Origin of the sequence: Pseudomonas sp. CFBP 13711, assembly GCF_014842265.1 — a bacterium.
In the GTDB taxonomy this organism is placed as follows: Bacteria; Pseudomonadota; Gammaproteobacteria; order Pseudomonadales; family Pseudomonadaceae; genus Aquipseudomonas.
Genome location: NZ_JACYVI010000001.1, coordinates 203,743 through 229,916, shown reverse-complemented (window position 1 = coordinate 229,916; position 26,174 = coordinate 203,743). Strand labels below are relative to the sequence as shown.

23 protein-coding genes are annotated in these 26,174 nt (G+C 61.2%); 12 read left to right on the top strand and 11 right to left on the bottom strand.

Annotation, left to right across the window (positions count from 1 at the left end; genetic code table 11):
* Nucleotides 1-102: 102 nt before the first annotated feature.
* The 3 genes from IFT47_RS01085 to IFT47_RS01075 all read right to left on the bottom strand — a co-directional run bounded on the left by IFT47_RS01085 (nt 103) and on the right by IFT47_RS01075 (nt 3,013).
* On the bottom strand, nt 103-960 hold the full coding sequence (locus tag IFT47_RS01085) for an ATPase (protein ID WP_192171727.1): 858 nt from the start codon (nt 958-960) through the stop codon (nt 103-105).
* Between the two features lie 66 nt (nt 961-1,026).
* On the bottom strand, nt 1,027-2,025 hold the full coding sequence (locus tag IFT47_RS01080; protein WP_192171728.1) for an NAD-dependent epimerase/dehydratase family protein: 999 nt from the start codon (nt 2,023-2,025) through the stop codon (nt 1,027-1,029).
* 88 nt (nt 2,026-2,113) lie between these two features.
* Nucleotides 2,114-3,013, bottom strand: a complete 900-nt coding sequence (locus IFT47_RS01075; RefSeq protein ID WP_192171729.1) for a LysR family transcriptional regulator ArgP — start codon at nt 3,011-3,013, stop codon at nt 2,114-2,116.
* A gap of 109 nt (nt 3,014-3,122) precedes the next feature.
* Between IFT47_RS01075 and IFT47_RS01070 the strand changes: the two genes are divergently transcribed.
* The 11 genes from IFT47_RS01070 (at nt 3,123) to IFT47_RS01020 (ending at nt 17,987) form a co-directional block, all read left to right on the top strand.
* Nucleotides 3,123-3,521: an ACT domain-containing protein gene (locus IFT47_RS01070; RefSeq protein WP_192171730.1), complete on the top strand. Its 399-nt coding sequence runs from the start codon at nt 3,123-3,125 to the stop codon at nt 3,519-3,521.
* 36 nt (nt 3,522-3,557) lie between these two features.
* A complete protein-coding gene (locus IFT47_RS01065; RefSeq protein ID WP_192171731.1) occupies nt 3,558-4,160 on the top strand; it encodes a LysE/ArgO family amino acid transporter in 603 nt (200 codons plus the stop codon).
* Nucleotides 4,161-4,362: 202 nt separating this feature from the next.
* Nucleotides 4,363-4,959, top strand: a complete 597-nt coding sequence (locus IFT47_RS01060) for a superoxide dismutase (protein ID WP_065992213.1) — start codon at nt 4,363-4,365, stop codon at nt 4,957-4,959.
* A 311-nt stretch (nt 4,960-5,270) separates the two neighbouring features.
* The gene (locus tag IFT47_RS01055) at nt 5,271-7,322 is read left to right on the top strand and encodes a putative bifunctional diguanylate cyclase/phosphodiesterase (protein WP_192171732.1); all 2,052 of its coding nucleotides are present in this window, start codon (nt 5,271-5,273) and stop codon (nt 7,320-7,322) included.
* 209 nt (nt 7,323-7,531) lie between these two features.
* Nucleotides 7,532-8,887 carry an imelysin family protein gene (locus IFT47_RS01050; RefSeq protein WP_192171733.1) on the top strand — a complete coding sequence of 452 codons (1,356 nt, stop codon included), beginning with the start codon at nt 7,532-7,534 and terminating at the stop codon, nt 8,885-8,887.
* 256 nt (nt 8,888-9,143) lie between these two features.
* Nucleotides 9,144-9,683, top strand: a complete 540-nt coding sequence (locus IFT47_RS01045) for an AP2/ERF family transcription factor (RefSeq protein ID WP_065992198.1) — start codon at nt 9,144-9,146, stop codon at nt 9,681-9,683.
* 138 nt (nt 9,684-9,821) lie between these two features.
* Nucleotides 9,822-11,249 carry a di-heme oxidoreductase family protein gene (locus IFT47_RS01040; protein ID WP_192171734.1) on the top strand — a complete coding sequence of 476 codons (1,428 nt, stop codon included), beginning with the start codon at nt 9,822-9,824 and terminating at the stop codon, nt 11,247-11,249.
* Nucleotides 11,250-11,276: 27 nt separating this feature from the next.
* On the top strand, nt 11,277-12,341 hold the full coding sequence (locus IFT47_RS01035; RefSeq protein WP_192171735.1) for an imelysin family protein: 1,065 nt from the start codon (nt 11,277-11,279) through the stop codon (nt 12,339-12,341).
* A 1-nt stretch (nt 12,342) separates the two neighbouring features.
* Nucleotides 12,343-13,440 carry a DUF1513 domain-containing protein gene (locus tag IFT47_RS01030; RefSeq protein WP_192171736.1) on the top strand — a complete coding sequence of 366 codons (1,098 nt, stop codon included), beginning with the start codon at nt 12,343-12,345 and terminating at the stop codon, nt 13,438-13,440.
* Nucleotides 13,441-13,731: 291 nt separating this feature from the next.
* The gene (locus IFT47_RS01025; RefSeq protein WP_192171737.1) at nt 13,732-14,898 is read left to right on the top strand and encodes an efflux RND transporter periplasmic adaptor subunit; all 1,167 of its coding nucleotides are present in this window, start codon (nt 13,732-13,734) and stop codon (nt 14,896-14,898) included.
* 14 nt (nt 14,899-14,912) lie between these two features.
* Entirely contained in the window at nt 14,913-17,987 is a 3,075-nt protein-coding gene (locus IFT47_RS01020) for a multidrug efflux RND transporter permease subunit (RefSeq protein ID WP_192171738.1), read from the top strand.
* A 75-nt stretch (nt 17,988-18,062) separates the two neighbouring features.
* Here IFT47_RS01020 and IFT47_RS01015 read toward each other — a convergent pair whose 3' ends face one another.
* The 5 genes from IFT47_RS01015 to colR form a co-directional block, all read right to left on the bottom strand.
* Complete coding sequence (locus tag IFT47_RS01015) at nt 18,063-18,290, bottom strand: hypothetical protein (protein WP_108120736.1); 228 nt, start codon at nt 18,288-18,290, stop codon at nt 18,063-18,065.
* On the bottom strand, nt 18,287-19,006 hold the full coding sequence (locus IFT47_RS01010) for a lipopolysaccharide kinase InaA family protein (RefSeq protein WP_192171739.1): 720 nt from the start codon (nt 19,004-19,006) through the stop codon (nt 18,287-18,289). The genes IFT47_RS01015 and IFT47_RS01010 overlap by 4 nt, the downstream gene beginning before the upstream one ends.
* Before the next feature lie 4 nt (nt 19,007-19,010).
* Complete coding sequence (locus IFT47_RS01005; protein ID WP_192171740.1) at nt 19,011-19,679, bottom strand: class I SAM-dependent methyltransferase; 669 nt, start codon at nt 19,677-19,679, stop codon at nt 19,011-19,013.
* A 161-nt stretch (nt 19,680-19,840) separates the two neighbouring features.
* A complete protein-coding gene (locus IFT47_RS01000; protein WP_192171741.1) occupies nt 19,841-21,163 on the bottom strand; it encodes a sensor histidine kinase in 1,323 nt (440 codons plus the stop codon).
* On the bottom strand, nt 21,153-21,836 hold the full coding sequence (gene colR / locus IFT47_RS00995; protein WP_037014624.1) for a two-component system response regulator ColR: 684 nt from the start codon (nt 21,834-21,836) through the stop codon (nt 21,153-21,155). Before colR ends, IFT47_RS01000 begins: the two co-directional genes overlap by 11 nt.
* A 234-nt stretch (nt 21,837-22,070) precedes the next feature.
* Between colR and IFT47_RS00990 the strand changes: the two genes are divergently transcribed.
* Nucleotides 22,071-22,814 carry a phosphatase PAP2 family protein gene (locus IFT47_RS00990; RefSeq protein ID WP_192171742.1) on the top strand — a complete coding sequence of 248 codons (744 nt, stop codon included), beginning with the start codon at nt 22,071-22,073 and terminating at the stop codon, nt 22,812-22,814.
* A 589-nt stretch (nt 22,815-23,403) separates the two neighbouring features.
* On the opposite strand, the gene groL is transcribed toward IFT47_RS00990, so the two are convergent.
* From groL to IFT47_RS00975, 3 genes are all read right to left on the bottom strand, one after another.
* Nucleotides 23,404-25,047 (bottom strand): chaperonin GroEL, encoded by a 1,644-nt coding sequence (gene groL / locus IFT47_RS00985; protein ID WP_133772246.1) that lies wholly within the window; start codon nt 25,045-25,047, stop codon nt 23,404-23,406.
* Nucleotides 25,048-25,096: 49 nt separating this feature from the next.
* The gene (locus tag IFT47_RS00980) at nt 25,097-25,390 is read right to left on the bottom strand and encodes a co-chaperone GroES (RefSeq protein ID WP_065992178.1); all 294 of its coding nucleotides are present in this window, start codon (nt 25,388-25,390) and stop codon (nt 25,097-25,099) included.
* Nucleotides 25,391-25,643: 253 nt separating this feature from the next.
* Complete coding sequence (locus IFT47_RS00975) at nt 25,644-26,150, bottom strand: FxsA family protein (RefSeq protein WP_192171743.1); 507 nt, start codon at nt 26,148-26,150, stop codon at nt 25,644-25,646.
* Nucleotides 26,151-26,174: the final 24 nt, after the last annotated feature.

Here is a 26,174-nt window from a genome sequence, read left to right as displayed (position 1 = left end):
ACCACAAATCGCGACTTGAGTGCAGGCTGAACGGAGGTTTCGCGGAGTGGGCCAAGCCGCATGGATGCGGCGAGCGCACGCCGTCATCCAGAACTACCCGAACTACTGCCCCCGCGCATTAATCTGCTGCGACAACGTCTGAATCTGGCTCTGCAACGTATTGATCGTCCGCGTCATCTGCCCACGGAACGCATCAAACTCCTGCAGACTCGCCCCCGACGAAGCAGCCGCCGCCGGACGATTCTCCAACTCACTCTTCACCACCACCATATCCTGCTCAAGCTGCTCGATCGCCTGATTGCCGTTCGCCTTTTTCAGGTTAGCCACATCCGCAGTCAAACCCTTCAACTGCGATTCCAGCCGCTCCTGCTCAGCCTGAATCGACTTGCCATCCGGCACCGCCGCCTTCAACGCCGCCAACTCTGTCGCCACGGCTTTCAACTGATCCTGCAACTGCTGATTCACCGCCTGCTGCTGCGCACTCTGCGTGCTGATCTGCTCCAGCCGCTTGTCCAGTCCGCCCTGCAAACCGGCCACACCCTGTTGCTGCTTGCTCTGATCGGCCAACTGATCCTGCAACTGCTTGATCTGCGCCTTCAACGCTTCACTGCTGCTCGCCATCGACTCAGTGGCGACCACCTTGCCGGAAATATCCTGCAAGCGCCCCGCCGCCTCCTCACTGATGCGCGCGAAACTTTCCTGGGTCGCCACCAACTGCTGCTCCATCAACGACACCTGCTGAAAACTCCACCAGCCCAGGCCACAAAACGCGATAAACAACACACAGATCAGCGCCCACAACGCACCGGTACCGGGGGCCTTCACCTTCACCACCGGCGTGTCGCGGGAATACACCGTGGTGCGTTCGCGGGCACCCGGCGGTGGCAGAAAATCATCGTCATCATCTTTGGCGCTGAGGCTCGGGACGTCATCGACGTCGTCATAGGGATCTTTGCGCATGGGTTTACCTTTGAAAAACCGCTGAATCTGAATGGCTCGCAGTATAACCGCGGATGTTGACGCCTTTTACAACGGGCCGCCGTGCTGGGCTTTCCACCAGCCGCAAAACTCGTCGAGGGCGGTCCACACGCTCACGTCAGGCTGGTAATCCAGATAATGCCTGGCGCGACTGATATCAAGCGTGAAATCCCGGCTCATCACCTGCATCCCGATGCGCGACAGCGTCGGTTCAGGTTGACCCGGCCAGATCAGGCACGCCGCCTCATTCATGGCTGCAGCGGTGTAGGCCAGGCCGTAAGACCGATAACGCCTTACCGGCGGCAATTCCATCTGGCGCATGACGTAATTGACCACGTCCCAGAGCGGGACCGGCGCGCCATTGCTGATGTTGTAGGCCTTGCCCAGCGCAGAGCCGGCGGCCAGCAGACTGCTCAGCAGCGCCTTATTGAGGTTCTGAACGCTGGTGAAATCAACCTTGTTCAGGCCGTTGCCAATGATCGACAGGCGATTCTTGCGCTGTATCTCCAGCAACCGCGGGAAAATGCTGGTGTCACCCGCCCCGGTGACGAAGCGTGGGCGCAAGGCGATGACTTCCAGACCAAACTCTTCGGCACCAAACACCTTTTGTTCGGCCATGTATTTGGTCGCGGCATAGTGATTGCCGAAGCGCTTGGGCACTTGCTCCTCGCGGATATCGAGGTGCGATCGGCCATCAAAATAGATCGACGGCGACGACAGGTGCACCAGCCGCCGGACCCGTTGTTTCAGGCATGCTTCGACGACATTCTCGGTGACCTGAACATTGCCTTGGTGAAAGTCCTGACGTCGCCCCCATGTGCCGACCGCGCCCGCGCAATGGACCACGGCTTCGACGTCGTCACACAGCGCGTGAACCAGTTCCGGATCAGAAAGATCGCCCTGAATGAACTCGGCGCCGCGCCGTACCAGATGCTCGACACCCTCAGCACGACGGCCGCTGACCCGGACGCTCAAGCCTTGCTCCAGCGCGAAACGCGCGAAGCGTCCGCCGATGAAGCCGCCTGCGCCGGTGACCAGAATTTTCATTGCCTGCTCCGTTTAATCTTCTTTTGCCTGTGATCGCCGCGGCTGTTCTGCGAACAATCCCACACTCTACTGCGTCGCCTGTTGACGTTCACTGCGCGTCCAACGGCACCAGCCACTGCCCTGCTTTTTTCGCCAGATGGTCCGTCAGCTCCGTCAGCAACTGGCCGCCGTTGCGCCAATGATGCCAGTACAAGGGCACATCAATGCAGTGATCAGGCAGCAACTCGACCAACAAACCACTCGCCAATTGTCCACGGACCTGCAACTCCGGCACCAGTCCCCAGCCCATTCCGGCTTCGACCATGCGCGTGAAACCTTCGGACGACGGACACAAATGATGCTCGAAACCGCCTTCGACACCCAGTGAAGCGAGGTAGCGATGCTGCAGGAAGTCATCCGGGCCGAACACCAGCGCGGGGGACCGGGCGACCGCCTGAGGCGTCACGCCCTGGGGGAAATGCCTATTAATGAAGTCAGGACTGGCCAACGCCCGATAACGCATGGCGCCGAGCAATAAACTCCGCGCCCCCGCCACTGGCCGTTCACTGCCGCATAGACACGCGGCCACTTCACCGGCGCGCATGCGTTTGAGGCCGACGTCCTGGTCCTCGACCACCAGATCGGTGAGCAATCGATGCTCGGCACAGAAGTCCCCGACCGCGAGGGCCCACCAGGTCGCCAGGCTGTCGGCATTCAGCGCGATGCGCAAACGTTCTGGCATACCGCCCTCGTCCAGGGCCGGCACCACGCTTTGCAGATCCCGCTCCAGCAAGCGCACCTGCTGGACATGGTTAAGCAGGCGCCGACCGATTTCGGTCGGCGTGGGCGGCGTCGCCCGGACCAGCACCGGCTGGCCGACCCGCGCTTCCAGCAGCTTGATGCGCTGGGACACCGCAGACTGCGAAAGGCCGAGCACCTGAGCGGCGCGCTCGAAGCCGGCCTGCTCGATCACCGCCGCCAGCGCTGAAAGCAATTTGTAGTCGAACATCAGTTTCTCTAATGAGTGATGAGCTTTATTGGTTTTTCTTATACCTGCTGTCGACCGACAATCGCCACCACTGATTCACGGCACACCCTCAAAGAACGGCGGAACATCAATGACTGGTGAAACCTCTCTTGGCGCATTGCTGCGCAGCATGAACCCTGAACTCAACGAGGGTGACTACGTGTGCTGCACCGTGGCAGACAGCCGTCGCGTGGAGGGCGTCGAAGTCATCGGCAGCTTCCGCGAGCGCGAAGGCCTGACCGTCATCCTCGAACGCAGCCAGGCACAGCAACTGCGCCTGGACTGCGATTACGTCATGGCCTGGATCACCCTGACCGTTCATTCCTCACTCGCAGCGGTCGGGCTGACCGCCGCGTTCGCCAGCGCACTGGGCGCGGCGGGCATCAGTTGCAATGTGGTCGCCGGCTTTTACCACGACCATCTTTTCGTGGGCAAAGACGACGCACAGCAGGCCATGGAGACCTTGCGCGCTCTGGCGACGAACGCCTGATCCCGCCAACTCCTGAACTCATCGAGGCTCGACATCATGTGGCAAAGCTACCTCAACGGCCTGTTGGTTTCCCTCGGGCTGATCATGGCCATCGGCACGCAGAACGCCTACGTGCTGGCGCAAAGTTTGCGTCGCGAACACCACCTTTCCGTGGCCCTGCTGTGCATCGTGTGCGATGCCGTATTGGTGGCCGCCGGCGTCTTTGGGCTAGCCAATGTGCTGGCCCACAACCCCACGCTTCTGGCGGTGGCCCGCTGGGGCGGGGTGGTGTTTCTGCTGTGGTACGGCGCAATGGCACTGCGTCGCGCATTGTCGCCGCAAAGCCTCGCTCAGGGCGATGCCGACGGCCAGCGGTCACGCCGCGCGGTATTGCTGACCGCCTTGGCAGTGACCTTGCTGAACCCGCACGTTTATCTCGATACCGTGTTGCTGATTGGCTCGCTCGGCGCGCAGCAAGCAGTGCCCGGCGCCTACGTGGCCGGGGCCGCCAGCGCTTCAGTGTTGTGGTTTTCGACGCTGGCGATCGGCGCCGCCTGGCTGGCCCCGTGGCTGGCACGCCCAACGACCTGGCGCCTGCTGGACCTGATGGTGGCGGTGATGATGTTCAGCGTGGCGCTGCAGTTGATCAGAACGGCGTGAACATTCGTCTCGCCGACGCGCTTTTCAGCGCAACGCTCTGGAACCTCTATCCCACACAGTTGTTGCGTGGTTAAGGTCAGGGGCCGGTGCTATGATCCAGCCCCTGCGCTGCAAAGAGTACAAACTCGCCAGCGTAAGTTCTGTCTGGCCGCCCGTGATCGGCCTTGCGCAAACCGCAACTGACCTGATTAGGAGAATTACCATGGCTTTTGAATTGCCTCCGCTGCCGTACGCACATGATGCTCTGGCACCGCACATCTCCAAGGAAACTCTGGAATACCACCACGACAAGCACCACAACACCTATGTCGTGAACCTGAACAACCTGGTGCCAGGCACCGAGTTCGAAGGCAAGACTCTGGAAGAAATCGTCAAGACCTCTTCGGGCGGTATCTTCAACAACGCCGCTCAAGTCTGGAACCACACGTTCTACTGGAACTGCCTGGCGCCAAACGCCGGCGGCCAACCGACTGGCGCTCTGGCTGACGCGATCAACGCTGCTTTCGGCTCCTTCGACAAGTTCAAGGAAGAATTCAGCAAGACCTCCATCGGCACCTTCGGCTCCGGCTGGGGCTGGCTGGTGAAGAAAGCTGACGGTTCCCTGGCACTGGCCAGCACCATCGGCGCCGGCAACCCGATCACCAGCGGCGACACCCCACTGCTGACCTGCGATGTATGGGAACACGCTTACTACATCGACTACCGTAACCTGCGTCCTAAGTACGTCGAGGCGTTCTGGAACCTGGTCAACTGGAAGTTCGTTGCCGAGCAGTTCGAAGGCAAAAGCTTCACCGCCTGATGAATGCTTGAATGCTCGAATGAAAAAAAGCCCGGCACGTCCGGGTTTTTTTTCGCCTTCTGTTTGTCGTTTATGTATTGTCTGGAAGCGATAGCGGACTAATATCAAATTTCGTGCTGATTCAAACGGCTGGGCTCAAGTTTTCCCCGCGTACGACCGACACAGTACGGATAGCCTGAGTGGTCTGCCTATTAACTGTTTTCCCGATTGATGGGGTCACGCGCACGCCAGAAGCGTCTGATCCGAATGCCTGCATTGCCAGTGCTTGCATGCAGGCAGCCCGCTATCAGCATGGATAAAGGAATGGCCATTTGAAGCTGGAACTCAAAGACAGCTTGTCGGTGAAGCTGCTCCGCGTTGTGCTGCTTTCAGCGCTGATCGTGGGGGTCGTGCTCAGTTGCGCACAGATCGTCTACGACGCATACAAAACCCGCCAGGCCGTTGCCACGGACGCAGCGCGTATCCTCGACATGTTCCGCGACCCCTCGACCCAGGCCGTCTATAGCCTGGACCGGGAAATGGGCATGCAGGTCATCGAAGGGCTGTTTCAGGACAAAGCCGTGCGCCAGGCGTCCATCGGTCATCCCAACGAGACGGTGCTCGCCGAAAAATCCCGAGACCTCGAAGCCACCCACACCCGCTGGCTGACCGATCTGATCCTTGGCCAGGAACGGAGCTTCACCACGCAACTGGTCGGCCGCAGCCCGTACAGCGAATATTACGGCGACCTGCGCATCACCCTGGACACCGCCACCTACGGCGAAACATTTCTTACCAACTCGATGATCATCTTCATCTCCGGCGTGTTGCGCGCGCTGGCGATGGGTCTGGTGCTCTACCTGGTTTATCACTGGCTGCTGACCAAACCGCTGTCGAGAATCATCGAGCACCTGACCAGCATCAACCCCGACCGCCCCAGCGAACACCAATTGCCCTTGCTCAAAGGCCACGAAAAAAACGAGCTGGGGGTCTGGGTCAATACCGCCAACCAACTGCTGGCGTCCATCGAGCGCAACACCACCCTGCGCCACGAAGCTGAATCCAGCCTGTTGCGGATGGCCCAATACGACTTCCTCACCGGTCTGCCGAATCGGCTGCAGCTGCAGAAGCAACTGGACAAAATCCTCGTCGACTCCGGAAAAGTGCAGCACCGTGTCGCGGTGTTGTGCGTGGGTCTGGATGACTTCAAAGGCATCAACGAACAATTCAGTTACCAGGCCGGCGATCAGTTGCTGCTGGCGCTGGCCGATCGCCTGCGCAGTCACAGCGGTCGCCTTGGCGCCCTTGCGCGGCTGGGCGGCGATCAGTTCGCGCTGGTTCAGGCCGATATCGAACAGCCTTACGAGGCCGCCGAGCTGGCGCAGAATATTCTCGACGACCTGGAAGCGCCCTTCGCCGTCGATCAGCAAGAGATTCGTCTGCGCGCCACCATCGGCATCACGCTGTTCCCCGAAGATGGCGACAGCACCGAGAAGCTGCTGCAGAAAGCCGAACAGACCATGACGCTGGCCAAGACCCGCTCGCGCAATCGCTACCAGTTTTATATCGCCAGCGTCGACAGCGAGATGCGCCGTCGTCGCGAGCTGGAAAAAGACTTGCGCGAAGCCATGGCCCGCGAGCAGTTTCATCTGGTCTATCAGCCGCAGATCAGCTATCGCGATCACAGTGTCGTCGGTGTCGAGGCGTTGATCCGCTGGATTCACCCCGAACACGGCTTCGTGCCGCCCGACCTGTTTATCCCGCTGGCCGAGCAGAACGGCACCATTATCGCCATCGGCGAGTGGGTGCTGGATCAGGCCTGCAAACAGCTGCGCGAATGGCACGACCAGGGCTTCAGTGACCTGCGCATGGCGGTGAACCTGTCCACGGTGCAGCTGCACCACGCCGAATTGCCGCGGGTGGTGAACAACCTGCTGCAGATCTACCGACTGCCGCCCCGCAGTCTCGAGCTGGAAGTCACGGAAACCGGCCTGATGGAAGACATCACCACCGCCGCGCAGCACTTGTTGAGCCTGCGTCGCTCCGGGGCGTTGATCGCCATCGATGACTTCGGCACCGGTTATTCATCGCTGAGTTATCTGAAAAGCCTGCCGCTGGACAAGATCAAGATCGACAAGAGCTTCGTCCAGGACCTGCTCGACGACGATGACGACGCGACGATCGTGCGCGCCATCATCCAGCTCGGCAAAAGTTTGGGCATGCAGGTGATCGCCGAAGGCGTGGAGACCGCCGAGCAAGAGGCGTACATCATTTCCGAGGGTTGCCATGAAGGTCAGGGGTATTTCTACAGCAAGCCGCTGCCGGCGCGGGAGCTGCTGGTTTACCTGAAGCAGGCCCAGCGCACTCACAGCGAGGCGCTCTGACACAACGGGCTTTCGACGCAAAGGCGCATCCTTGGAAACACCGCCGCGCCTGCGGACATCCTGAATCATCCCCTGAAACAGCTTGAAATATCTCCCTCCGCCGGCCTGGGCAAATGGCCTTTACACAGAATGCAAATCTTTCGCATTATGTCGCAGCATTTTCTGGCGTTCGCCACCGTTCACACCTCTTCTCGATGCAGGATTCCGTCATGATTCGTATGCCCCTGGCAACCGCAAGTCTGCTGGCTGTCGCCATTGCTCTGGCCGGTTGTGATCAAGGCAAGGACAAGCCCGCCGCCGCAGCGCCTGCCCCTGCACCGGCCGCAACCGCCGCGCCGGCTCCAGCGCCGACCTCCGCCGCCGCGCCTGCCCAGCCCAACGAAACGGCCACCCGGGCAGTGGTCGCCAACTACGCCAATATGGTATTCGCCGTTTTCAGCGACGCCGAATCCACTGCCAAAAAGCTCAGCACGGCAGTCGATGCTTTCCTCGCCACACCCAATGACCAGACCCTGAAAGCAGCGCGAGACGCCTGGGTTGCGGCGCGGGTGCCGTACATGCAGAGCGAAGTGTTCCGCTTCGGCAACACCATCATCGACGACTGGGAAGGTCAGGTGAACGCATGGCCGCTGGACGAAGGCCTGATCGACTACGTCGCCAAGGATTACCAGCACGCGTTGGGCAATCCGGGCGCCACTGCCAACATCATCGCCAACACGTCGGTGCAAGTGGGCGAGGACAAAGTCGACGTCACAGAAATCACCCCTGAAAAACTCGCCAGCCTGAACGAGCTCGGCGGTGCGGAAGCCAACGTGGCGACCGGTTACCACGCCATCGAATTCCTGCTCTGGGGCCAGGACCTGCACGGCACCGGCGCGGGCGCTGGCGAACGCCCGGCCAGCGACTACATCGAAGGCCAGGGCGGCACCGGCGGCCACAACGATCGCCGCCGCGCCTACCTGAAAGCCGCCACCGACCTGTTGGTCAGCGACCTCGAAGAAATGGTCAACAACTGGAAGCCGGGCGTCGCCGACAACTACCGCGCCACGCTGGAAGCTGAGTCCGCCGAGAGCGGGCTGCGCAAAATGCTGTTCGGCATGGGCAGCCTGTCGCTCGGTGAACTGGCGGGCGAGCGCATGAAAGTCGCGTTGGAGGCCAATTCCAGCGAAGACGAGCACGATTGCTTCAGCGACAACACCCACAACTCGCATTTCTATAACGGCCTGGGCATCCGCAACGTCTACCTGGGTGAATACACCCGCGTCGACGGCAGCAAAGTGAGCGGCGCGAGCCTGTCCTCGCTGGTCGCCACCGCCGACGCCGCCACCGACCAGACCGTGCGCGCCGATCTCGATGCGACCCAGGCGAAGCTGCAGGTCATCGTCGACCACGCCAACAAGGGCGAGCATTTCGACCAACTCATCGCGGCGGGCAATACAGCGGGCAACCAGGTCGTGCGCGACGCGATTGCCGCGCTGGTCAAGCAGACCGGCGCCATCGAGCAAGCCGCTGGCAAGCTGGGCATCACCGACCTGAACCCGGACAACGCCGACCACGAGTTCTGATCCGCTTCAAACCGGAGGGACCGCGCCTTCCCGACTGAAGTCGGTCCCGCTGCAAACAAATGCCGACCCGTCCACGGGCCGGCATTTTTTTCGTCAATCGACGCCTGAAAGTCCCAGCAAAACGGCGTTGTTTGGGGACCGGTCTGTAAGCGTTGTAGGGCATTTCCTGTTCGCTCCTTGTCGGATTGAACAGGCCTCCCCCGCCGCCGATCATGCGCACTTCCTTGACCCCACCCTATCCAGGAGGAGACAGAAAGTGCCCAAGAGAAACAATAAAAGGCGCCGCGTCAGTAAGCTCAAAGCCAACGATTACGGTATTCACCTGCTGGTCGGCGTCAAGGGCCCGCGTGCCTGGAAGGTGACGATCTACCGCGACGGCAGAACCTTCAACCGACTGTTTTCCTTCTCCCGCTACGGTGGCCGAGATCCGGCACGCCAAGCCGCCGACGCGTGCCGTGACCAGCTGCTGCTGGCCCACCTGCCCAAGCTCAGCCGCGACATCCGTCAACGCATCATCGCCACCAACACCAGCGGTTATCCGGGGGTGCATTACCGCTGTTACACCGGCATCGCCTATTGGGTGGCGCGGACCACGCTGCGCAACGGCAGCAGTGTCACCAAGTCATTCAGGGTCGAACATTACGGCTACGAGAGGGCCAAGGAGCTGGCGATCCGCGAACGCGAACGGCAGCTCGACGGCATTGGCGATTACCGGTCATTCAAGGTGGTCGAGGGCGAGCGGCGTCTCATGCAACTGCTGGTGGAAAACCCGGCGCTGGAGATCGCCGGCGCGTGAGTTTTGCGGGCACGTCACCCGCGGATGATTTGGTAACAACACGTTACGAGAGGGCCTGCAAACGCTAATCCCTCTTATTCATCAAACTCGGGGCTGGTAAGCTTGCTCGCCCCGATTTCCCGCCTTTGCAGGACCTGTATGACTGCGTGGTTCCGTCCTTCGTTTCTCCTGCTGATGGCGCTTGCCATGAGTGGGTGCGATGACGCCCCGCGTTTCACCGCAGCCGAACCGGGCGAGTCGCGCTCCGGCGGCGCCACCACTGTCAACAAAAGCGACCGCAATGCGTTTTCCATGCCTTCAGCCAACCTGTCGCCCGTCCGGCGGCTGGACTTCAGCGTCGGCAACAGCTTTTTCCGCAACCCCTGGGTGATTGCCCCGTCGACTACCACTGCCCGCGACGGCCTGGGTCCGTTGTTCAACACCAACGCCTGCCAGAACTGCCACATCAAGGACGGCCGCGGCCACCCGCCCGAGCCCGGCGCCGACAACGCCGTGTCCATGCTGGTGCGCCTGTCGATTCCCGACGATCCGGCGTTCGCCGAACACATCAAGCAGTTGGGTCTGACGCCCGAGCCTGTATACGGCAAGCAGCTCCAGGACATGGCCATTCCCGGCGTCACGCCCGAAGGCAAGGTTCGGGTCGATTACGATTCGATGACCGTGCATTTTCGCGACGGCACCCCGGTGCACCTGCGCCGCCCTACCCTGCAGATCACCCAACCCGGTTACGGCCCGATGCACCCGCAGACGCGAGCTTCCGCGCGCATTGCTCCGCCAATGATCGGCCTCGGGCTTCTGGAAGCCATTCCGCAGGCGGCGATTCTGGCCAACGCCAACCCCAACGATGAGCAAGGCAACGGCATCACCGGCACACCCAACTGGGTCTGGGACGATGCGCAGCAGAAAACCGTCCTCGGCCGTTTCGGCTGGAAAGCCTCGCAGCCAAGCATCCAGCAGCAGAATGTCCACGCGCTGGCGGGTGATATGGGCCTGACGTCCACCTTGATGCCGGTCGACGACTGCACGCCGTCGCAGACCGCGTGCCTCGCCGCGCCCAACGGCAACGGCCCGAACGGCGAGCCGGAAGTCAGCGACAACATCCTGCGGCTGATCACCTTCTACACCCGCAACCTTGGCGTCCCGGCGCGCCGCGACGTGGCCGACCCGCAGGTGCTGGCGGGCAAGAGCCTGTTCTTCAAGGCCGGCTGCCAGCAATGCCACACGCCTGAATTCACCACTTCCGCCGACGCCGCCGAGCCCGAACTGGCGAATCAGGTCATCCGCCCCTACACCGATCTGTTGCTGCATGACATGGGCGAAGGCCTGGCCGACAATCTCAGCGAATTTCAGGCCAGCGGCCAGCAGTGGCGCACCCCGCCGCTGTGGGGCATTGGCCTGACGCAGACCGTCAGTGGCCACACCCAGTTTCTGCACGACGGACGTGCCCGCGACCTGATGGAAGCCGTGCTCTGGCATGGCGGCGAGGCGCTGCCGGCGCAACGTCAGGTGCTCGCCTTTGACGCGGAGCAACGCGCGGCGCTGCTGGCGTTCTTGAATTCTCTCTAACGTATTTCTGAAGATAAGGAGTCGGGCATGTTCCGCCCCAAGTTATTGCTCACCAGCCTCGCCGCTTTGGCACTGGGCGCGTGCGCGCCGTCGGATCCGCAAGCCGTGACGTCTGCCGCCATCGCCAGTCAGGTCATCCTGCCGACCTACAGCCGTTGGGTCGATGCCGACCGGCAACTGGCGATCAGTGCGCTGTCCTACTGCCAGGGCAAATCCGACCTGGACACCGCCCGCGCCGACTTCCTGCACGCGCAAAAAGCCTGGGCCGAGCTGCAACCGCTGCTCATCGGGCCGCTGGCAGAAGGCAATCGCGCCTGGCAGATTCAGTTCTGGCCGGACAAGAAAAACCTCGTCGGCCGTCAGGTGGAGCAACTGGTCACCGCACAGCCGCAGATCAGTGCTGACGCCCTGACGAAATCCAGCGTCGTGGTTCAGGGCCTGTCGGCCTATGAATACATCCTGTTCGACGCCGACATCGACATGGCCAACGCCGAGCAGAAAGCCCGCTACTGCCCGCTGCTGGTCGCCATTGGTGAGCGTCAGAAGGCGTTGGCAGAAGACATCCTCAACAGCTGGAACAGCAACGACGGCATGCTCGCTCAGCTGAGCAAGTTTCCCAACCAGCGCTACGCCGATTCCCACGAGGCCATTGCCGAGTTGCTGCGCGTGCAAGTGACCGCACTGGACTCATTGAAGAAAAAGCTCGGCACGCCGCTGGGCCGCGGCACCAAGGGTGTGCCGCAGCCGTTTCAGGCGGAAGCGTGGCGCAGCAAGGCTTCGCTCAGCAGCTTGCAGGCGAGTCTGGCCAGTGCCCAGACGGTCTGGGCCGGTGTTGATAACAAAGGTTTACGCGGGCTGTTGCCCAAGGAACAGAAGCCTTTGGCCGACAAGATCGACGCCGCCTACGCTGAGAGCAATCGCCAACTGGCCGCGCTGAAACCTCCCCTCGGGGATCTGCTGGCCACCGAAGAAGGTCGTCAGCAGCTCAACGCTTTCTACGACAGCCTCAACGTGGTCCATCGCCTGCACGAAGGCGAACTGGCCAAGGCGCTGGGCATTCAACTGGGCTTCAACGCCAATGATGGTGACTGATATGTTGCGACGTCAGGCTCTGGGTCTGGGCAGCCTGCTGCTCAGCGCCGTCACGTTTGGCGGCTGGACACTCTTCGCGAAAAAAGGCGAAAGCCCGCTGCTGCTGTCCGCCCGAGACGATGGCAACGGCCAGCACTTCGCCGTGGGTTATCGCGTCGACGGCACGCAGGTGTTTGCCACCGCCGTCGCCCAGCGCTGTCACGACATCATCAATCACCCGAACCTGCCGATCGCACTGTTCGTCGCGCGCCGGCCGGGGACCGAAAGCTACCTGATCGACCTGCGCGACGGTCGCTTGCTGCAGACCATCACCTCGCAACCCCACCGACACTTCTACGGCCACGCGGTCATTCACAAGGACGGCGAATGGCTGTACGCCACCGAGAACGACACGACGGAGCCGGGCCGCGGACTGTTGGGCGTGTATCGATTCGTTGATGAGCGGCTGCAACGCACCGGTGAGATTTCTACCCACGGCGTCGGGCCCCATCAGGTTTCATGGATGCCGGATGGCGAAACCCTTGCAGTCGCCAACGGCGGCATTCGCACCGAGGCCGAGAGCCGCGTCGAAATGAACCTCGACGCCATGGAACCCAGTCTGGTGCTGATGCAGCGCGACGGCACGCTGCTGAGCAAAGAGACGCTGTCGCAACAGATGAACAGCGTGCGCCATATGGCGATCGCCAGCGACGGCACCATTGTCGCGGGGCAGCAGTTCATGGGGCCTTCCCACGAATCCGCCGAGCTGCTCGCCATCAAGCGGCCGGGCCAGCCGTTTCAAGCGTTCCCGGTGGCCGAGCAACAACTGCAGGCGATGGCGCATTACACCGCCAGCGTCGCCATTCACAACGACCTGCGGCTGGTGGCACTGACCGCGCCGAGGGGCAACCGCTTCTTTATCTGGGACCTGGACAGCGGCTCGCTGAAGCTGGATGCGCCGCTGCCCGACTGCGCCGGGGTGGGCGCGGTGGCGGACGGCTTCGTCGTGACCTCCGGCCAAGGGCGCTGCCGTTTTTATGATTGCCGCGAGACGGTGCTGGTCGCCAAGCCGCTGGAGCTGCCGGCGGGGTTGTGGGATAACCATCTGCATCTGGTTTGATGGTGGATCTACGGCTGCCGCGCGGGCCTCTTCCCTGGCAAGCCCGCTCATCGAAACATGACAACGCCGCAGATGTATCTGCCGACAGGTGAACTGTGGGAGCGAGCTTGCTCGCGAAGACGATGGAACATCCGCTAAATCTTCAGAGCCTGAAATACCGTCTTCGCGAGCAAGCTCACTCCTACAGGGACCGTGCTTGCTGATCTCAAAATCCATCACCGCCACTGGCAACTAAACCCCGACAAGACTAACGTGCTCGCCTGATTCATCGGTTTTCCAAGGAAGTGGAATATGTTGCGTCGCCGCATGTTGATCATGTTGGGCATTGTCCTGATCGTGGTGCTGGCCCTGGGCGGGTACAAGGCGTTTTCGGTCTATCAGCAGATCCAGCAATTTACGGCGCCGAAGCCGCCGATCAATGTGGCGGTGGCCGTTGTTGCGGAGCGCCCGTGGCAGAATCGTCTGCCGGCCATCGGCACGCTCAAGGCATCCCAGGGCGTGGATCTTTCGCTGGAAATCGCGGGCACGGTCAAGGCCGTGCAGTTTGAATCCGGCCAGAAGGTCAAGGTCGGTCAGCCGCTGTTGCAGCTCGACAGCGATGTGGAAAAGGCCCTGCTCGGCACTGCCGAAGCGGACCTCGGTCTGGCGCAGGTCGAGTACGGGCGCGGCAGCAAACTGGTGGGCGAGTCGGCCATTTCCCGGGGCGACTTCGACAAGCTCGCCGCCACGCAGAAGAAAGCCGCTGCCACCGTCGCACAACTGAACGCCTCCCTGGCGAAGAAGCGCATTCTTGCGCCCTTCAGCGGCACCATCGGCATTCGTCAGGTTGACGTCGGCGACTACCTCGCCAGCGGCACGGTGATCGCTACCCTTCAAGACCTGACCAGCCTGTACGCGGACTTCTTCGTACCTGAGCAGATGCTGCCGAAACTGGCCCTCGGCCAACAGGTGCAGGTGAGCGTCGCGGCCTACCCGGACCGCGTATTCACCGCGCGCATCAGCGCCATCAACCCCAAGGTCGAAGACACCACCCGCAACGTCTTGATTCGCGCCATCCTGCCCAACCCCGACAGCCAACTGCTGCCCGGCATGTTCACCAGCCTGCAAGTGCTGCTCGGGCAGGACACGCCGCAACTGGTGTTGCCGGAAAGCACGATCACCTACACGCTGTACGGAAACTCGGTCTACGTCGTCGTGCCGAAAAAGACCGCCGACGGCCAGCCGGAACACAACAGCATGGGCGAGCCTCAGCTCATGGTCGAGCGGCGCTTCGTCGAGACCGGTGAGCGTCGCGGCGGGCTGGTCATCATCAGCAAAGGATTGAAACCCGGCGAGCAGGTGGTCACCGGCGGCCAGTTGAAACTGGATAACGGCGCTGCCGTCGCCATCGTGGCCGACCCGGCAACACCGTCTGACGCCACCTCGGCGGCGCAGAACAGCCAGCCCAAAGCTGACTGATCAAGGAATCGATCATGGCCTTTACAGACCCGTTCATCCGTCGCCCGGTGCTCGCCAGCGTGATAAGCCTGCTGATCGTGCTGCTGGGTTTTCAGGCGTTCAGCAAGCTGACCATCCGCCAGTACCCGCAGATGGAAAACGCGCTGATCACCGTGACCACGGCTTACCCCGGCGCCAACGCCGAAACCATTCAGGGCTACATCACCCAGCCGCTGCAGCAGAGTCTGGCGAGCGCCGAAGGCATCGACTACATGACCTCGGTCAGCCGGCAGAACTTCTCGGTCATTTCCATCTATGCGCGCATCGGCTCCAACAGCGACCGCCTCTACACCGAGCTGCTGGCCAAGGCCAACGAGGTCAAGAACAAGCTGCCCCAGGACGCCGAAGACCCGGTGCTGAGCAAGGAAGCCGCCGACGCCTCGGCGCTGATGTACATCAGCTTTTACAGCGCCGAGCTGAGCAACCCGCAGATCACCGATTACCTGTCCCGGGTCATTCAGCCGAAGCTGGCGACGCTGCCGGGCATGGCCGAAGCCGAGATCCTGGGCAATCAGGTGTTCGCCATGCGCCTGTGGCTCGATCCGGTCAAGCTCGCCGGTTTCGGCCTGACCGCCAGCGACGTCACCGAAGCCGTGCGCAAGTACAACTTCCTGTCCGCGGCGGGCGAGGTGAAGGGCGAGTACGTGGTCACCAGCGTCAACGCCAGCACCGACCTGAAATCCCCCGAGACCTTCGCGGCCATCCCGCTCAAGACCGTGGGCGACAGTCGCGTGCTGCTGGGCGATGTGGCGCGGGTGGAGATGGGCGCCGAGAACTACGACACGGTCAGCTCGTTCGACGGCACCCCGTCGGTGTACATCGGCATCAAGGGCACGCCCAGCTCGAACCCGCTGGACGTGATCAAGGAAGTGCGGCGCATCCTGCCCGAATTGGAAGCCCAACTGCCGCCAAGCCTGAAAGCATCCATCGCCTACGATGCCACGCTGTTCATTCAGGCCTCGATCCATGAAGTGGTGAAAACCCTGATCGAAGCGGTGCTCATCGTCATCGTCGTGGTGTTCCTGTTTCTGGGTGCCTTGCGCTCGGTGCTGATCCCGGTGATCACCATCCCGCTGTCGATGATCGGCGTGCTGTTCTTCATGCAACTGATGGGCTATTCGATCAATTTGCTGACGCTGCTGGCGATGGTCTTGGCGATCGGTCTGGTGGTGGACGACGCCATCGTGGTGGTGGAGAACATTCACCGGCACATCGAGGAAGGCAAGACGCCCTTCGATGCGGCCATCGAGGGCGCTCGCGAGATCGCCATGCCGGTGGTGTCGATGACCATCACCCTGGCAGCGGTCTATGCACCCATCGGTTTTCTGGAGGGACTGACCGGTGCGCTGTTCAAGGAATTCGCCCTGACGCTGGCCGGCGCAGTGGTCATCTCCGGAATCGTCGCGTTGACCCTGTCGCCGATGATGTGCGCCGTACTGCTGCGTCGGGACGAGAACCCCAGCGGCCTGGCGCACAAACTCGATCACGCCTTCGAAAGCCTGAAGGTCCGCTACCAGCGTGTCCTTCACGGCACGCTGAATACCCGGCCGGTGGTGATCGTGTTCGCGGTGCTGGTGCTGTGCCTGATTCCGGTGTTTCTCAAACTGAGCCAATCGCAACTGGCGCCGGACGAGGATCAGGGCATCATCTTCATGATGGCGACGGCGCCGCAGCCGACCAACCTCGATTACATGAATAAATACACCGACCAGTTCATCAGCATTTTCAAAGCGTTCCCGGAGTACTACTCCTCGTTCCAGATCAACGGTTTCAATGGCGTGCAGACCGGCGTCGGCGGGTTCCTGCTCAAGCCATGGGATGAGCGCAGCCGCACGCAAATGGAGCTGCTGCCGGAGGTGCAGGCCAAGCTCAACGGCATCACCGGGCTGCAGATTTTCGGCTTCAACCTGCCCTCGTTGCCCGGCACCGGTGAGGGCCTGCCGTTTCAGTTCGTGATCAACACACCGGGCGACTATGCCGCGCTGCTGGAGGTGACGGATCGCATCAAGAAGCGCGCCGCCGAATCGGGCAAATTCGCGTTTCTGGACGTTGATCTGGCCTTCGACAAGCCGGAAGTGGTGGTCGATGTCGACCGCGCCAAAGCCGCGCAGATGGGCGTGTCGATGCAGGACTTGGGCGGCAGTCTGGCGACGCTCCTCGGCGAGGCGGAGATCAACCGCTTCACCATCGACGGGCGCAGCTACAAGGTCATCGCCCAGGTTGAGCGGGCCTACCGCGACAACCCGGCCTGGCTGGCGAATTACTACGTCAAGAACACCGAAGGCAAGATGCTGCCGTTGTCGACGCTGATCACCGTCAGCGACCGGGCCAGACCCCGGCAGCTCAATCAGTTCCAGCAGCTCAACTCGGCGATCATCTCCGGCTTCCCGCTGGTGAGTCAGGCGGAGGCGATTGAGTTGGTGAGACAGATCGCCATCGAAGAGTCGCCGCCGGGTTTTGCCTACGACTACGCCGGCGCATCCCGCCAGTACGTACAGGAAGGCAATGCGCTGTGGGTGACGTTCGGCCTGGCCCTGGCGATCATTTTTCTGGTGCTGGCCGCACAGTTCGAGAGCTTCCGCGATCCGCTGGTGATTCTGGTGACTGTGCCGCTGTCGATCTGCGGCGCGCTAATCCCGCTGTTCCTCGGCATCTCGTCGCTGAATATCTACACCCAGGTGGGTCTGGTCACGCTGATCGGGCTGATCAGCAAGCACGGCATTCTGATCGTCGAATTCGCCAACCAGCTCCGCCGCGACAAGGGCCTGACCGCGCGGGAAGCGGTCGAGGAAGCGGCGGCGATTCGCTTGCGGCCCGTACTGATGACCACGGCAGCGATGGTGTTCGGCATGGTGCCGCTGATCCTCGCCACCGGCGCGGGCGCGGTCAGCCGCTTTGACATTGGTTTGGTGATTGCCACCGGCATGTCGGTGGGGACGTTGTTCACGCTCTTTGTGCTGCCGTGCGTGTATACGCTGCTGGCGCGACGGGACGAGCCGCAGCCCGAAGGCAATGGCCATTCGAGTGCCACGATGGATGCTCGTAACTGATACACGAACCTGGCCCCACGCCCACAAAAAAGGCCCCGATCTTCGGGGCCTTTAGGTCAGTGCAACAGAAAGGAATCAGCCTTGTGGTCCGCTTCCCTGGGCCAGGCCGAACATCAACAGAAGCAGATCGTGATCAGGCCGGGCCGTGTCGGACATCTTGGCCACCCGAGGCAGCGGGCAATGGCCTTCGCCATGCACTGCGCTCAAAATCTTCGGCCCGGGCTGATCCCAGGCGGCCAACGCGATGGAAGTCACCCCCAACGCCCCGACCAAAAACAAACCTCGCGCCATTTCTAACTTCATCGCTGTAAACCTTTGATGGGCCTGCCAAACGCGGTCTCGTAAAAGTAGACCAGCTTGGTCCAGTCCGCTGGATGAAACGACGAATGGCGACGCAGTTGTTTCATGTCGTGCTGGGCGGCGGCATAAGACGTCAACCGCTGGCGGCACTTCTCGAGATCGAGCAACGCGACCTCAGCCTTGGCATTGGCGCCCTCGCCCACGACGCGAACGAAAACGTGCTTGATGTAAATGCAGCTGTGCTGCCAGCGACCCTTGTGCATACGGGCCAGGTTGCTGGCGATTTCCTGAAGCATCTGCTCGTACACGACTTCGCCGTGCTGCTCGCGACCGCCGGCACGCAGCCAGTTTTCGAATTCGTCGAAGCCATCCAGCGAGGCCGTGACCAGCAATGCACGCCACTCGTTGTTCTCATCGCGCTCGGCACCGCAGAACACCATCCGCGGCACATTGACGTTGAGCTGGCGAAGACCTTCCAAGGCATCACGCTCGCGAAGCACGGTGGGACGGCCAAACGGGTGCAGCCAGCTGCGATAGATATGGCCGGTCTGACGCTTCACATACAGCAGCCGACCGTTTTCCGAGACGACACGCTGCACGCCACTTTCACCGCCACGGCGCACGTTGGGCTCTTCAACCCACTCACCCCGTGTGTTCCAGAAATAGGCGAAGCGGTCCTTGGCGGGAACGGCTAACTCTGTTGCGAAATCCACGGCCATCCTGTTACCTCTTACGTAATAGATACACACGCCACATGGCGTACATCGGCAGGAAATCCAGGCGTTCCTGAATCCGAAACCCTGCCTGTTCAAATTCGGCCTCTACGGTGGCCACCGGCAGCACGAAGCGATTCTGATAATCATGTTTCGGTCGCGACCCTTCAGCGCGGCGCCGCTTCCAGGCCTTGAAATTGCCATCCACCCACAGCGACAAGATCACGCTGTCCCGGCTCACCCGGTGAAACTCTTTCAACAGCACGGCGCGGTCTTCAGCCTTGCCAACGTGATGCATCAAGCGCATGCAGAAGATGCTGTCGACAGCGTTGTCCGGCATCTCGATGGCAAACGCCGATGTCTGCAGCGGCTGCACGCGCTTGACGATCTCCGCGGGTTGCGACTCGCAGGCAATCTTGACCATGGAAGCCGAGTTGTCCGCCCCGATGATCACCCGGTTGGCTTTCTCGGCCAGCACCGGCCAGAAACGTCCTGCGCCGCAGGGTAAATCCAGCACCAGCCCCGGTTCGCCCGCCAACGCCAGTGCGCGGCGTGCGAGTTGTTTGTCCCGGCGATCAGACAGGCGCCTGGCCAGTCCATCGTTGTGTTTGCGCAAATACCTTTTAGCGTGTTCGTCGTCGTATTTGCGTGAAAAATCCAGCTCGATCCGCTTGCTCATGGCTGCCTCCCCTTTGATGAGAGGGCCAAACTAAGCAGCGAAGCGTCACGCTCAGGTCAGATGAATGTGAAAAAAGCGTCCGAAAAAGTGAACAAATGTTACGAGATTATTCAAGGACTTAGGGCCAGCATACGGCCATATCCCGGTCTGTTTTAGCACCTTTACACAGGCTGTACATTTGTCGACGGCAACAGAGCGGAGTCTTTGCCAGGGCGCAAACCCATGTCCACGCTGAACCGGCAGCCGTTGGGCTCCATGGTGTCCAGGCTGACGGACCACCCCTGGTTCTCGCAGATACGCTGCACCAACGACAGCCCCAGGCCCAAACCTTCGCCGCGTTGCTCGGTACCGCGCACAAATGGCTGAAACATCGCCTCACGTTTTTCTTCCGGTATCCCCACGCCGGAATCCTCCACCATGAACCCGCCTTCTCGCAGGATCAGACGGATAAAGCCGGTGTCGGTGTAGTGCAACGCGTTGCGCAGCAAGTTACCCATCACGGCATAGAGGAAGGTGGCGTTGTAAGCGGTATCTGAGGGCTCGCCGGGCAGGTATTCCAGGGTCAGGCCTTTGCGTTCGATCGGTTCGCGCCACAGGCTGATCAGTTGCTGGGCGGCGCCTTGCAGGGTCAGTTGCGGGTACAGGGCGAGGTCATCGCGCTGGGTGCGGGCCAGCATCAGGAAGGTCTGCACCAGATCGCGCATTTCTTCGCACGCCCGCGCCACGCGCTCAACCTGGGCACGGGCGCGCTGATCCAGCGCCGGGTTCTCCAGCAGCAGCTCACAGGAACTGGCCAGCACCATCAACGGCGTGCGCAGTTCGTGGCTGACGTCGCTGGTAAACATCCGCTCACGGGTCAGGGCATCGCGCAGGCGGCCCAGCGTGGCGTCGAAGGCCACCGCCAGCTCACCCACTTCGTCGGCGGCGTAATCGGGGGCGAGAGGCGGGGCGAGGCCGAGCAGCTGATCGCGATGACGCACCTGTCGCGCCAGCCGTACCACGGGCGCCATTACCCGGCGCGCCAATATCCAGCCGAGGAAGATCGCCAGCGCCAGCGCCAGCACAAAGCCCACCAGCACGACGGCGAACAGCACGCGCTCACGCTCTTCGAAATCGCTTTGGTCCTGAAGCAGCACATAGTGACGGCCGTCTACCACCTCAACCATGGCGTGGTAGGACAACGGCCCGCGAAACACCTCATGAAAGCCCGGTTCCAGATGACGCAAATCTTTCGGCAGCTCGAAATCCCCCGGGCCGCCGCTGAAGTAAAACAGCTGATCCGGCTCGGGGCGATGGCTCCAGTCGTTGACGCTGTCCATCAGCAGCAGACGCGTCAGGTCGCCGCCCAGTCCAGCCGAAATCAGCTTCTCTTCGACCAGGTGCACCGTCGCGACGATGCCCATCGCGAAGCACCCGGCAACCAGCGCGCTCATCAAGGCGAAGGCGATGATGATCCGTTGGGCGAGGCTCTGCTTAAACTCCATCACGCCCCTCGGCGAGGCGGTACCCGACACCGTGGACGGTCTGCAACAGCGGCTTGGCGAACGGCTTGTCGATGACCTGGCGCAATTGGTGAACATGGCTGCGCAGGCTGTCGCTGTCCGGGCAGTCATCGCCCCACAGGGCTTCTTCCAGGACTTCACGACGCAGGACGTGAGGGCTCTTCTGCATCAACACCGCCAGCAATTTCAGGCCAACCGGGTTGAGTTTGAGCAGACGCCCTTCGCGAGTCACTTCCAGGGTGTCCAGGTCGTAGATCAGATCGGCGACCTGCAGGGTACGCCTCCCGCCACCTTGCGCACGACGCAATACAGCCTCGATGCGCGCCGCCAGTTCCGACAGCGCGAACGGCTTGAGCAGGTAGTCGTCGGCGCCGGAGCGGAAACCCTGCAGGCGGTCGTCGAGCTGGTCGCGGGCGGTGAGCATGATCACCGGCGTGTCGCGGCGCGCGTCTTCACGCAGGCGCTTGCACAGGGTGTAACCGTCGATGCCGGGCAGCATGATGTCGAGCACGATCAGGTCGTAATGCTCGGTCGCCGCCAGGTGCAGACCGGACAGGCCGTCTTGGGCACAATCGACGGTGTAACCCTTCAAACCGAGGTAATCGGCGAGGTTTGCCAGGATGTCGCGGTTGTCTTCAACCAGCAGAATTCTCATGGCGCGTGTCTCCCTATGCGGTGTGGCGAGACCCGGGACACGGCGCGAGATGCCGTTCAACAAGGTCAGAGTTGGCGGCAGCTTACGGCGATGCGCGCTCAAGGGCCAGCACCTCCGTGCATAACGTTTTTTTCACTCGCGGTTCACGGCGCCGCGACAGCGTTCTGCTCAGACTTCGCACCGCTCTGGCTCAATAAACCCCCGCTCCCCCTCGCCCACTACACGGGATTCGCCATGTCACACGCACTCGAACGGCCCGCCTCACGCCCGATCAACTTCTGGGTTTATCTGGGCATCCCGGCCGTGACCGCCATCGTTCTGATCTTGCTGGAACTGACTTCGCTGGACATGGACATCGCCAAACTGGCCTACGACCCCGTAGCGGGCGAGTTCATCGGTCGGCACAGCTTCTTTCTCGAAGACGTCCTGCACGACCGCGCCAAACAAGCCGTCATCGCCATCGGCGTGTTGTCCTTCGTGAGCTTCATCGCCTCGTTCTTCGTCAACGTGCTGAAGCCGTGGAAACGCGAGTTGGGCTGCATGGTGCTGTCGATGGCGTTATCCACCAGCTTTGTTACGCCGGTGAAAGTCGTGACATCGGTGCAATGCCCGTGGAGCCTGAAAGAATTCGGCGGCCAGGAAACCTACAGCGAACTCCTCAGCCCCCGCCCGCAAACCGACAAACCCGGCCGCTGCTGGCCCGGCGGTCACGCAGCCACCGGCTTCACACTGTTCGCCCTGTTCTTCGTCTTCCGCGACCGCAAACCCCGCTTGGCCAAAGCCGGCCTGATCTTCGCGGCGGGCCTGGGCACCGTCTTCTCCGTCGGACGAATGCTCCAGGGCGCGCACTTCTTCTCCCACAACATCTGGACAGCGGTGTTCTGCTGGCTGCTGTGTTTGGGGGCGTATTACTTTGTGCTGTACCGACCGGCCAAGAAGAAGAACGTGGTGGTGAATGGAGAAGCCGTTACAGGGTAATGCCATTTCAGGATGACGCGGAGCGTCACGGGATGCATGCCCACGCAGAGCGTGGGAACGATCGGGGGTTAGACCGAAAATTGATGGCGCCCAAGCGGGCCTCTTCCCGGCTAAAGCCGGTCCCACTGAAAGCAACGTGTCCACCCAGTGGGATCGGCGGCGCTCCCCGTAGGACCGGCTTTAGCCGGGAAACCTTGATCTGCATCTGCCTTTGATCTGCTTTTGATCTTCGAACACAAGAAGTCCAAACACCGCCAAACGCGACTTGGGTGCAGGCTGAACGCAGGTCTCGCGCAGTGGGCCGAGCCGCATGGATGCGGCGAGAGCGCCGTCAGGGCATGGATGCCCGTTCGGCGCGGGCCCACGGAGCGAGACCGGAGTGAAGGAACCCCGACGCAGGAGGGGCCAAACCAGGAGCAGGGCCTTTTTGGTTACTTTTTCGGCTCTTGGAAAAAGTGACCCGCCGTAAGGGCGGAAAGGTGAATCAGCCACACCACAAATAATGGATATGCCCCCCACCAAACCCAAAAAAAGCCCATAAAAAAACCCCGCCGAAGCGGGGTTTTTTCTACATCGGGGTACGGCTGGCTTACATCATGCCGCCCATACCACCCATGCCGCCCATATCAGGCATACCGCCACCAGCAGCCTTCTCATCAGCCACATCAGCAATCATCGCCTCAGTGGTGATCATCAGACTGGCGATCGACGAAGCAGCCTGCAGAGCAGAACGCGTCACCTTGGCCGGATCGAGAATACCCATCTCGATCATGTCGCCGTACTCGCCGCTCGCAGCGTTGTAACCGTAGTTACCCGTACCCTGCTTGACCTTGTCGACCACAACGCTAGGCTCGTCGCCCGAGTTCGCAACGATCTGACGCAGAGGCGCTTCAACCGCGCGACGCAGCAGAGCGATACCGACGTCCTGATCAGCGTTGTCGCCACGCAGTTCGGAAATCGCCTGCAGCGAACGAACCAGAGCAACACCACCGCCAGGCACCACGCCTTCTTCAACGGCTGCACGGGTTGCGTGCAGGGCGTCTTCAACGCGGGCTTTCTTCTCTTTCATTTCAACTTCGGAACCGGCACCGACCTTGATCACTGCAACGCCGCCCGACAGCTTGGCCAGACGCTCTTGCAGTTTTTCTTTGTCGTAGTCCGAAGACGTGTCGCCGATCTGCTGGCGGATCTGCGCGATACGACCGTCGATGTCGGCACGAACGCCAGCACCGTCGATGATGGTGGTGTTTTCTTTGTTCAAGATAACGCGCTTGGCATTACCCAGGTGTTCCAGGGTAGCGGTTTCCAGGCTCAGGCCGATCTCTTCCGAGATAACGGTACCGCCAGTCAGAACGGCGATGTCCTGCAGCATGGCCTTGCGACGGTCGCCAAAGCCTGGGGCTTTGACCGCTGCAACTTTGACGATGCCACGCATGTTGTTCACGACCAGAGTCGCCAGTGCTTCGCCTTCAACGTCTTCAGCCACGATCAGCAGAGGACGGCCAGCTTTCGCAACGGCTTCCAGAACTGGCAGCATTTCGCGGATGTTGGAGATCTTCTTGTCAACCAGCAGCAGCAGCGGGCTGTCCAGCTCGGCAACCATGGTGTCCGGCTTGTTGATGAAGTACGGGGACAGGTAGCCACGGTCAAACTGCATGCCTTCAACAACAGACAGCTCGTTTTCCAGACCCGAACCTTCTTCAACGGTGATAACGCCGTCTTTGGTCACTTTTTCCATCGCTTCGGCAATGATGTCGCCGATGGAATTGTCCGAGTTGGCCGAGATGGTGCCGACCTGGGCGATTGCCTTGGTGTCGGTGCAAGGCTTGGACAGCTTCTTCAGCTCGGCAACAATGGCGATGGTCGCCTTGTCGATGCCGCGCTTCAGGTCCATCGGGTTCATGCCGGCAGCGACGGCTTTCAGGCCTTCGTTGACGATGGCCTGGGCCAGAACGGTAGCAGTGGTGGTACCGTCGCCAGCGTCATCGTTTGCACGGGAGGCAACGTCTTTGACCAGCTGCGCGCCCATGTTTTCGAAACGGTCTTTCAGCTCGATTTCTTTGGCTACGGACACACCGTCTTTGGTGATCAGCGGAGCGCCAAAGCTTTTTTCGATGATGACGTTACGGCCTTTCGGGCCCAGGGTTGCTTTTACTGCGTCGGCCAGGACGTTGACACCAGCCAGCATTTTTTTACGGCCAGCATCGCCGAATTTAACTTCTTTAGCAGCCATGATCGTTATTCCTTAAATACTTTGTAGTAACGGGAAATGGGGTATCAACTCAGCCTTCGACGACCGCGAGAATTTCGTTCTCGCTCATCACCAGCAGGTCTTCGCCGTCTACTTTCACAGTGTTGCTGCCGGAGTAAGGGCCGAACACCACTTTGTCACCCACTTTCACGGCCAGCGCGCGTACTTCACCGTTGTCCAGGATGCGACCGTTGCCGACGGCGATGATTTCGCCACGGTTAGGTTTTTCAGCAGCCGAACCAGGCAGCACGATACCGCCAGCAGTTTTTGTTTCTTCTTCGCTGCGACGGATTACGACGCGGTCATGCAGAGGACGAAGCTTCATTGTCGATCTCCTAATTATGGTTTTTAAACGCCCGGTGCGGACACCGGCGGGTTAAAACATCCGGGCTTGCCGGTTACGGTTCGCGAGCGAACCGCAGAATACGGTCTGACGAAACGCGCCAGAAACCTTGCGGTGACCCATACATAAGGGCGAGCAAGCCGATTTCAAGGCTGACCCGAGAAATTTTTTGCATGAATGGCGGTCGCGAAAACGAACACGGCACCCGCAGGTGCCGTGTCGTGGTGACGTTGAATCACTTTTTATCGAGGGGTTCGAACTCGCCTTCGATCACTTCACCCTCAATGACTTCAGGGCGACGTGCTTCAGGGCGGGCAGCACCGGGGTGCATGGGACCTGGCGAATTCGCCGCATGCATATTCTCGGCAAACGCACGCTGGCGCGCGGCCTGAGCCTCGGCGCGGTTACGCACCTTGCCGACGATCATGCGACGGGTGAACGGCATGAGAAACAGCAGGCCCAGCACGTCGCTGATAAAGCCCGGCAGCACCAGCAAACCGCCGCCGATGGTCATCATCAAACCGTCGAGCATCTGCTGGGCAGGGAGCTCGCCACGGGCCAGACTCTGCCGGGCACTCAACGCGGTGGCGACACCGGCGATCCGCACCACGAAAACACCGAGCATCGACCCGGCAACGACCAACAGGAAGGTCGGCAGAAAGCCGATCGACATCCCGACTTTCACCAGCACGAACAGCTCGAGCACCGGAAAAAGCAATAAAAGCAGAAGAAAAACGCGCATCAAAGTGAGTTCCTAGACGGAAGA

Bases quoted from the DNA above. Each gene is read 5' to 3' on its own strand.
- IFT47_RS01050 (WP_192171733.1), top strand. From the start codon at position 7,532: ATGATTCGTATGCCCCTGGCAACCGCAAGTCTGCTGGCTGTCGCCATT.
- IFT47_RS01085 (WP_192171727.1), bottom strand. From the start codon at position 960: ATGCGCAAAGATCCCTATGACGACGTCGATGACGTCCCGAGCCTCAGC.
- IFT47_RS01025 (WP_192171737.1), top strand. From the start codon at position 13,732: ATGTTGCGTCGCCGCATGTTGATCATGTTGGGCATTGTCCTGATCGTG.
- IFT47_RS01060 (WP_065992213.1), top strand. From the start codon at position 4,363: ATGGCTTTTGAATTGCCTCCGCTGCCGTACGCACATGATGCTCTGGCA.
- IFT47_RS01010 (WP_192171739.1), bottom strand. From the start codon at position 19,006: ATGGCCGTGGATTTCGCAACAGAGTTAGCCGTTCCCGCCAAGGACCGC.
- IFT47_RS01030 (WP_192171736.1), top strand. From the start codon at position 12,343: ATGTTGCGACGTCAGGCTCTGGGTCTGGGCAGCCTGCTGCTCAGCGCC.
- IFT47_RS01015 (WP_108120736.1), bottom strand. From the start codon at position 18,290: ATGAAGTTAGAAATGGCGCGAGGTTTGTTTTTGGTCGGGGCGTTGGGG.
- IFT47_RS01035 (WP_192171735.1), top strand. From the start codon at position 11,277: ATGTTCCGCCCCAAGTTATTGCTCACCAGCCTCGCCGCTTTGGCACTG.
- IFT47_RS01080 (WP_192171728.1), bottom strand. From the start codon at position 2,025: ATGAAAATTCTGGTCACCGGCGCAGGCGGCTTCATCGGCGGACGCTTC.
- IFT47_RS01000 (WP_192171741.1), bottom strand. From the start codon at position 21,163: ATGGAGTTTAAGCAGAGCCTCGCCCAACGGATCATCATCGCCTTCGCC.
- IFT47_RS01065 (WP_192171731.1), top strand. From the start codon at position 3,558: ATGTGGCAAAGCTACCTCAACGGCCTGTTGGTTTCCCTCGGGCTGATC.
- groL (WP_133772246.1), bottom strand. From the start codon at position 25,047: ATGGCTGCTAAAGAAGTTAAATTCGGCGATGCTGGCCGTAAAAAAATG.
- IFT47_RS00975 (WP_192171743.1), bottom strand. From the start codon at position 26,150: ATGCGCGTTTTTCTTCTGCTTTTATTGCTTTTTCCGGTGCTCGAGCTG.
- IFT47_RS01020 (WP_192171738.1), top strand. From the start codon at position 14,913: ATGGCCTTTACAGACCCGTTCATCCGTCGCCCGGTGCTCGCCAGCGTG.
- IFT47_RS01070 (WP_192171730.1), top strand. From the start codon at position 3,123: ATGACTGGTGAAACCTCTCTTGGCGCATTGCTGCGCAGCATGAACCCT.
- IFT47_RS01075 (WP_192171729.1), bottom strand. From the start codon at position 3,013: ATGTTCGACTACAAATTGCTTTCAGCGCTGGCGGCGGTGATCGAGCAG.
- IFT47_RS01005 (WP_192171740.1), bottom strand. From the start codon at position 19,679: ATGAGCAAGCGGATCGAGCTGGATTTTTCACGCAAATACGACGACGAA.
- IFT47_RS00990 (WP_192171742.1), top strand. From the start codon at position 22,071: ATGTCACACGCACTCGAACGGCCCGCCTCACGCCCGATCAACTTCTGG.
- colR (WP_037014624.1), bottom strand. From the start codon at position 21,836: ATGAGAATTCTGCTGGTTGAAGACAACCGCGACATCCTGGCAAACCTC.
- IFT47_RS01040 (WP_192171734.1), top strand. From the start codon at position 9,822: ATGACTGCGTGGTTCCGTCCTTCGTTTCTCCTGCTGATGGCGCTTGCC.
- IFT47_RS00980 (WP_065992178.1), bottom strand. From the start codon at position 25,390: ATGAAGCTTCGTCCTCTGCATGACCGCGTCGTAATCCGTCGCAGCGAA.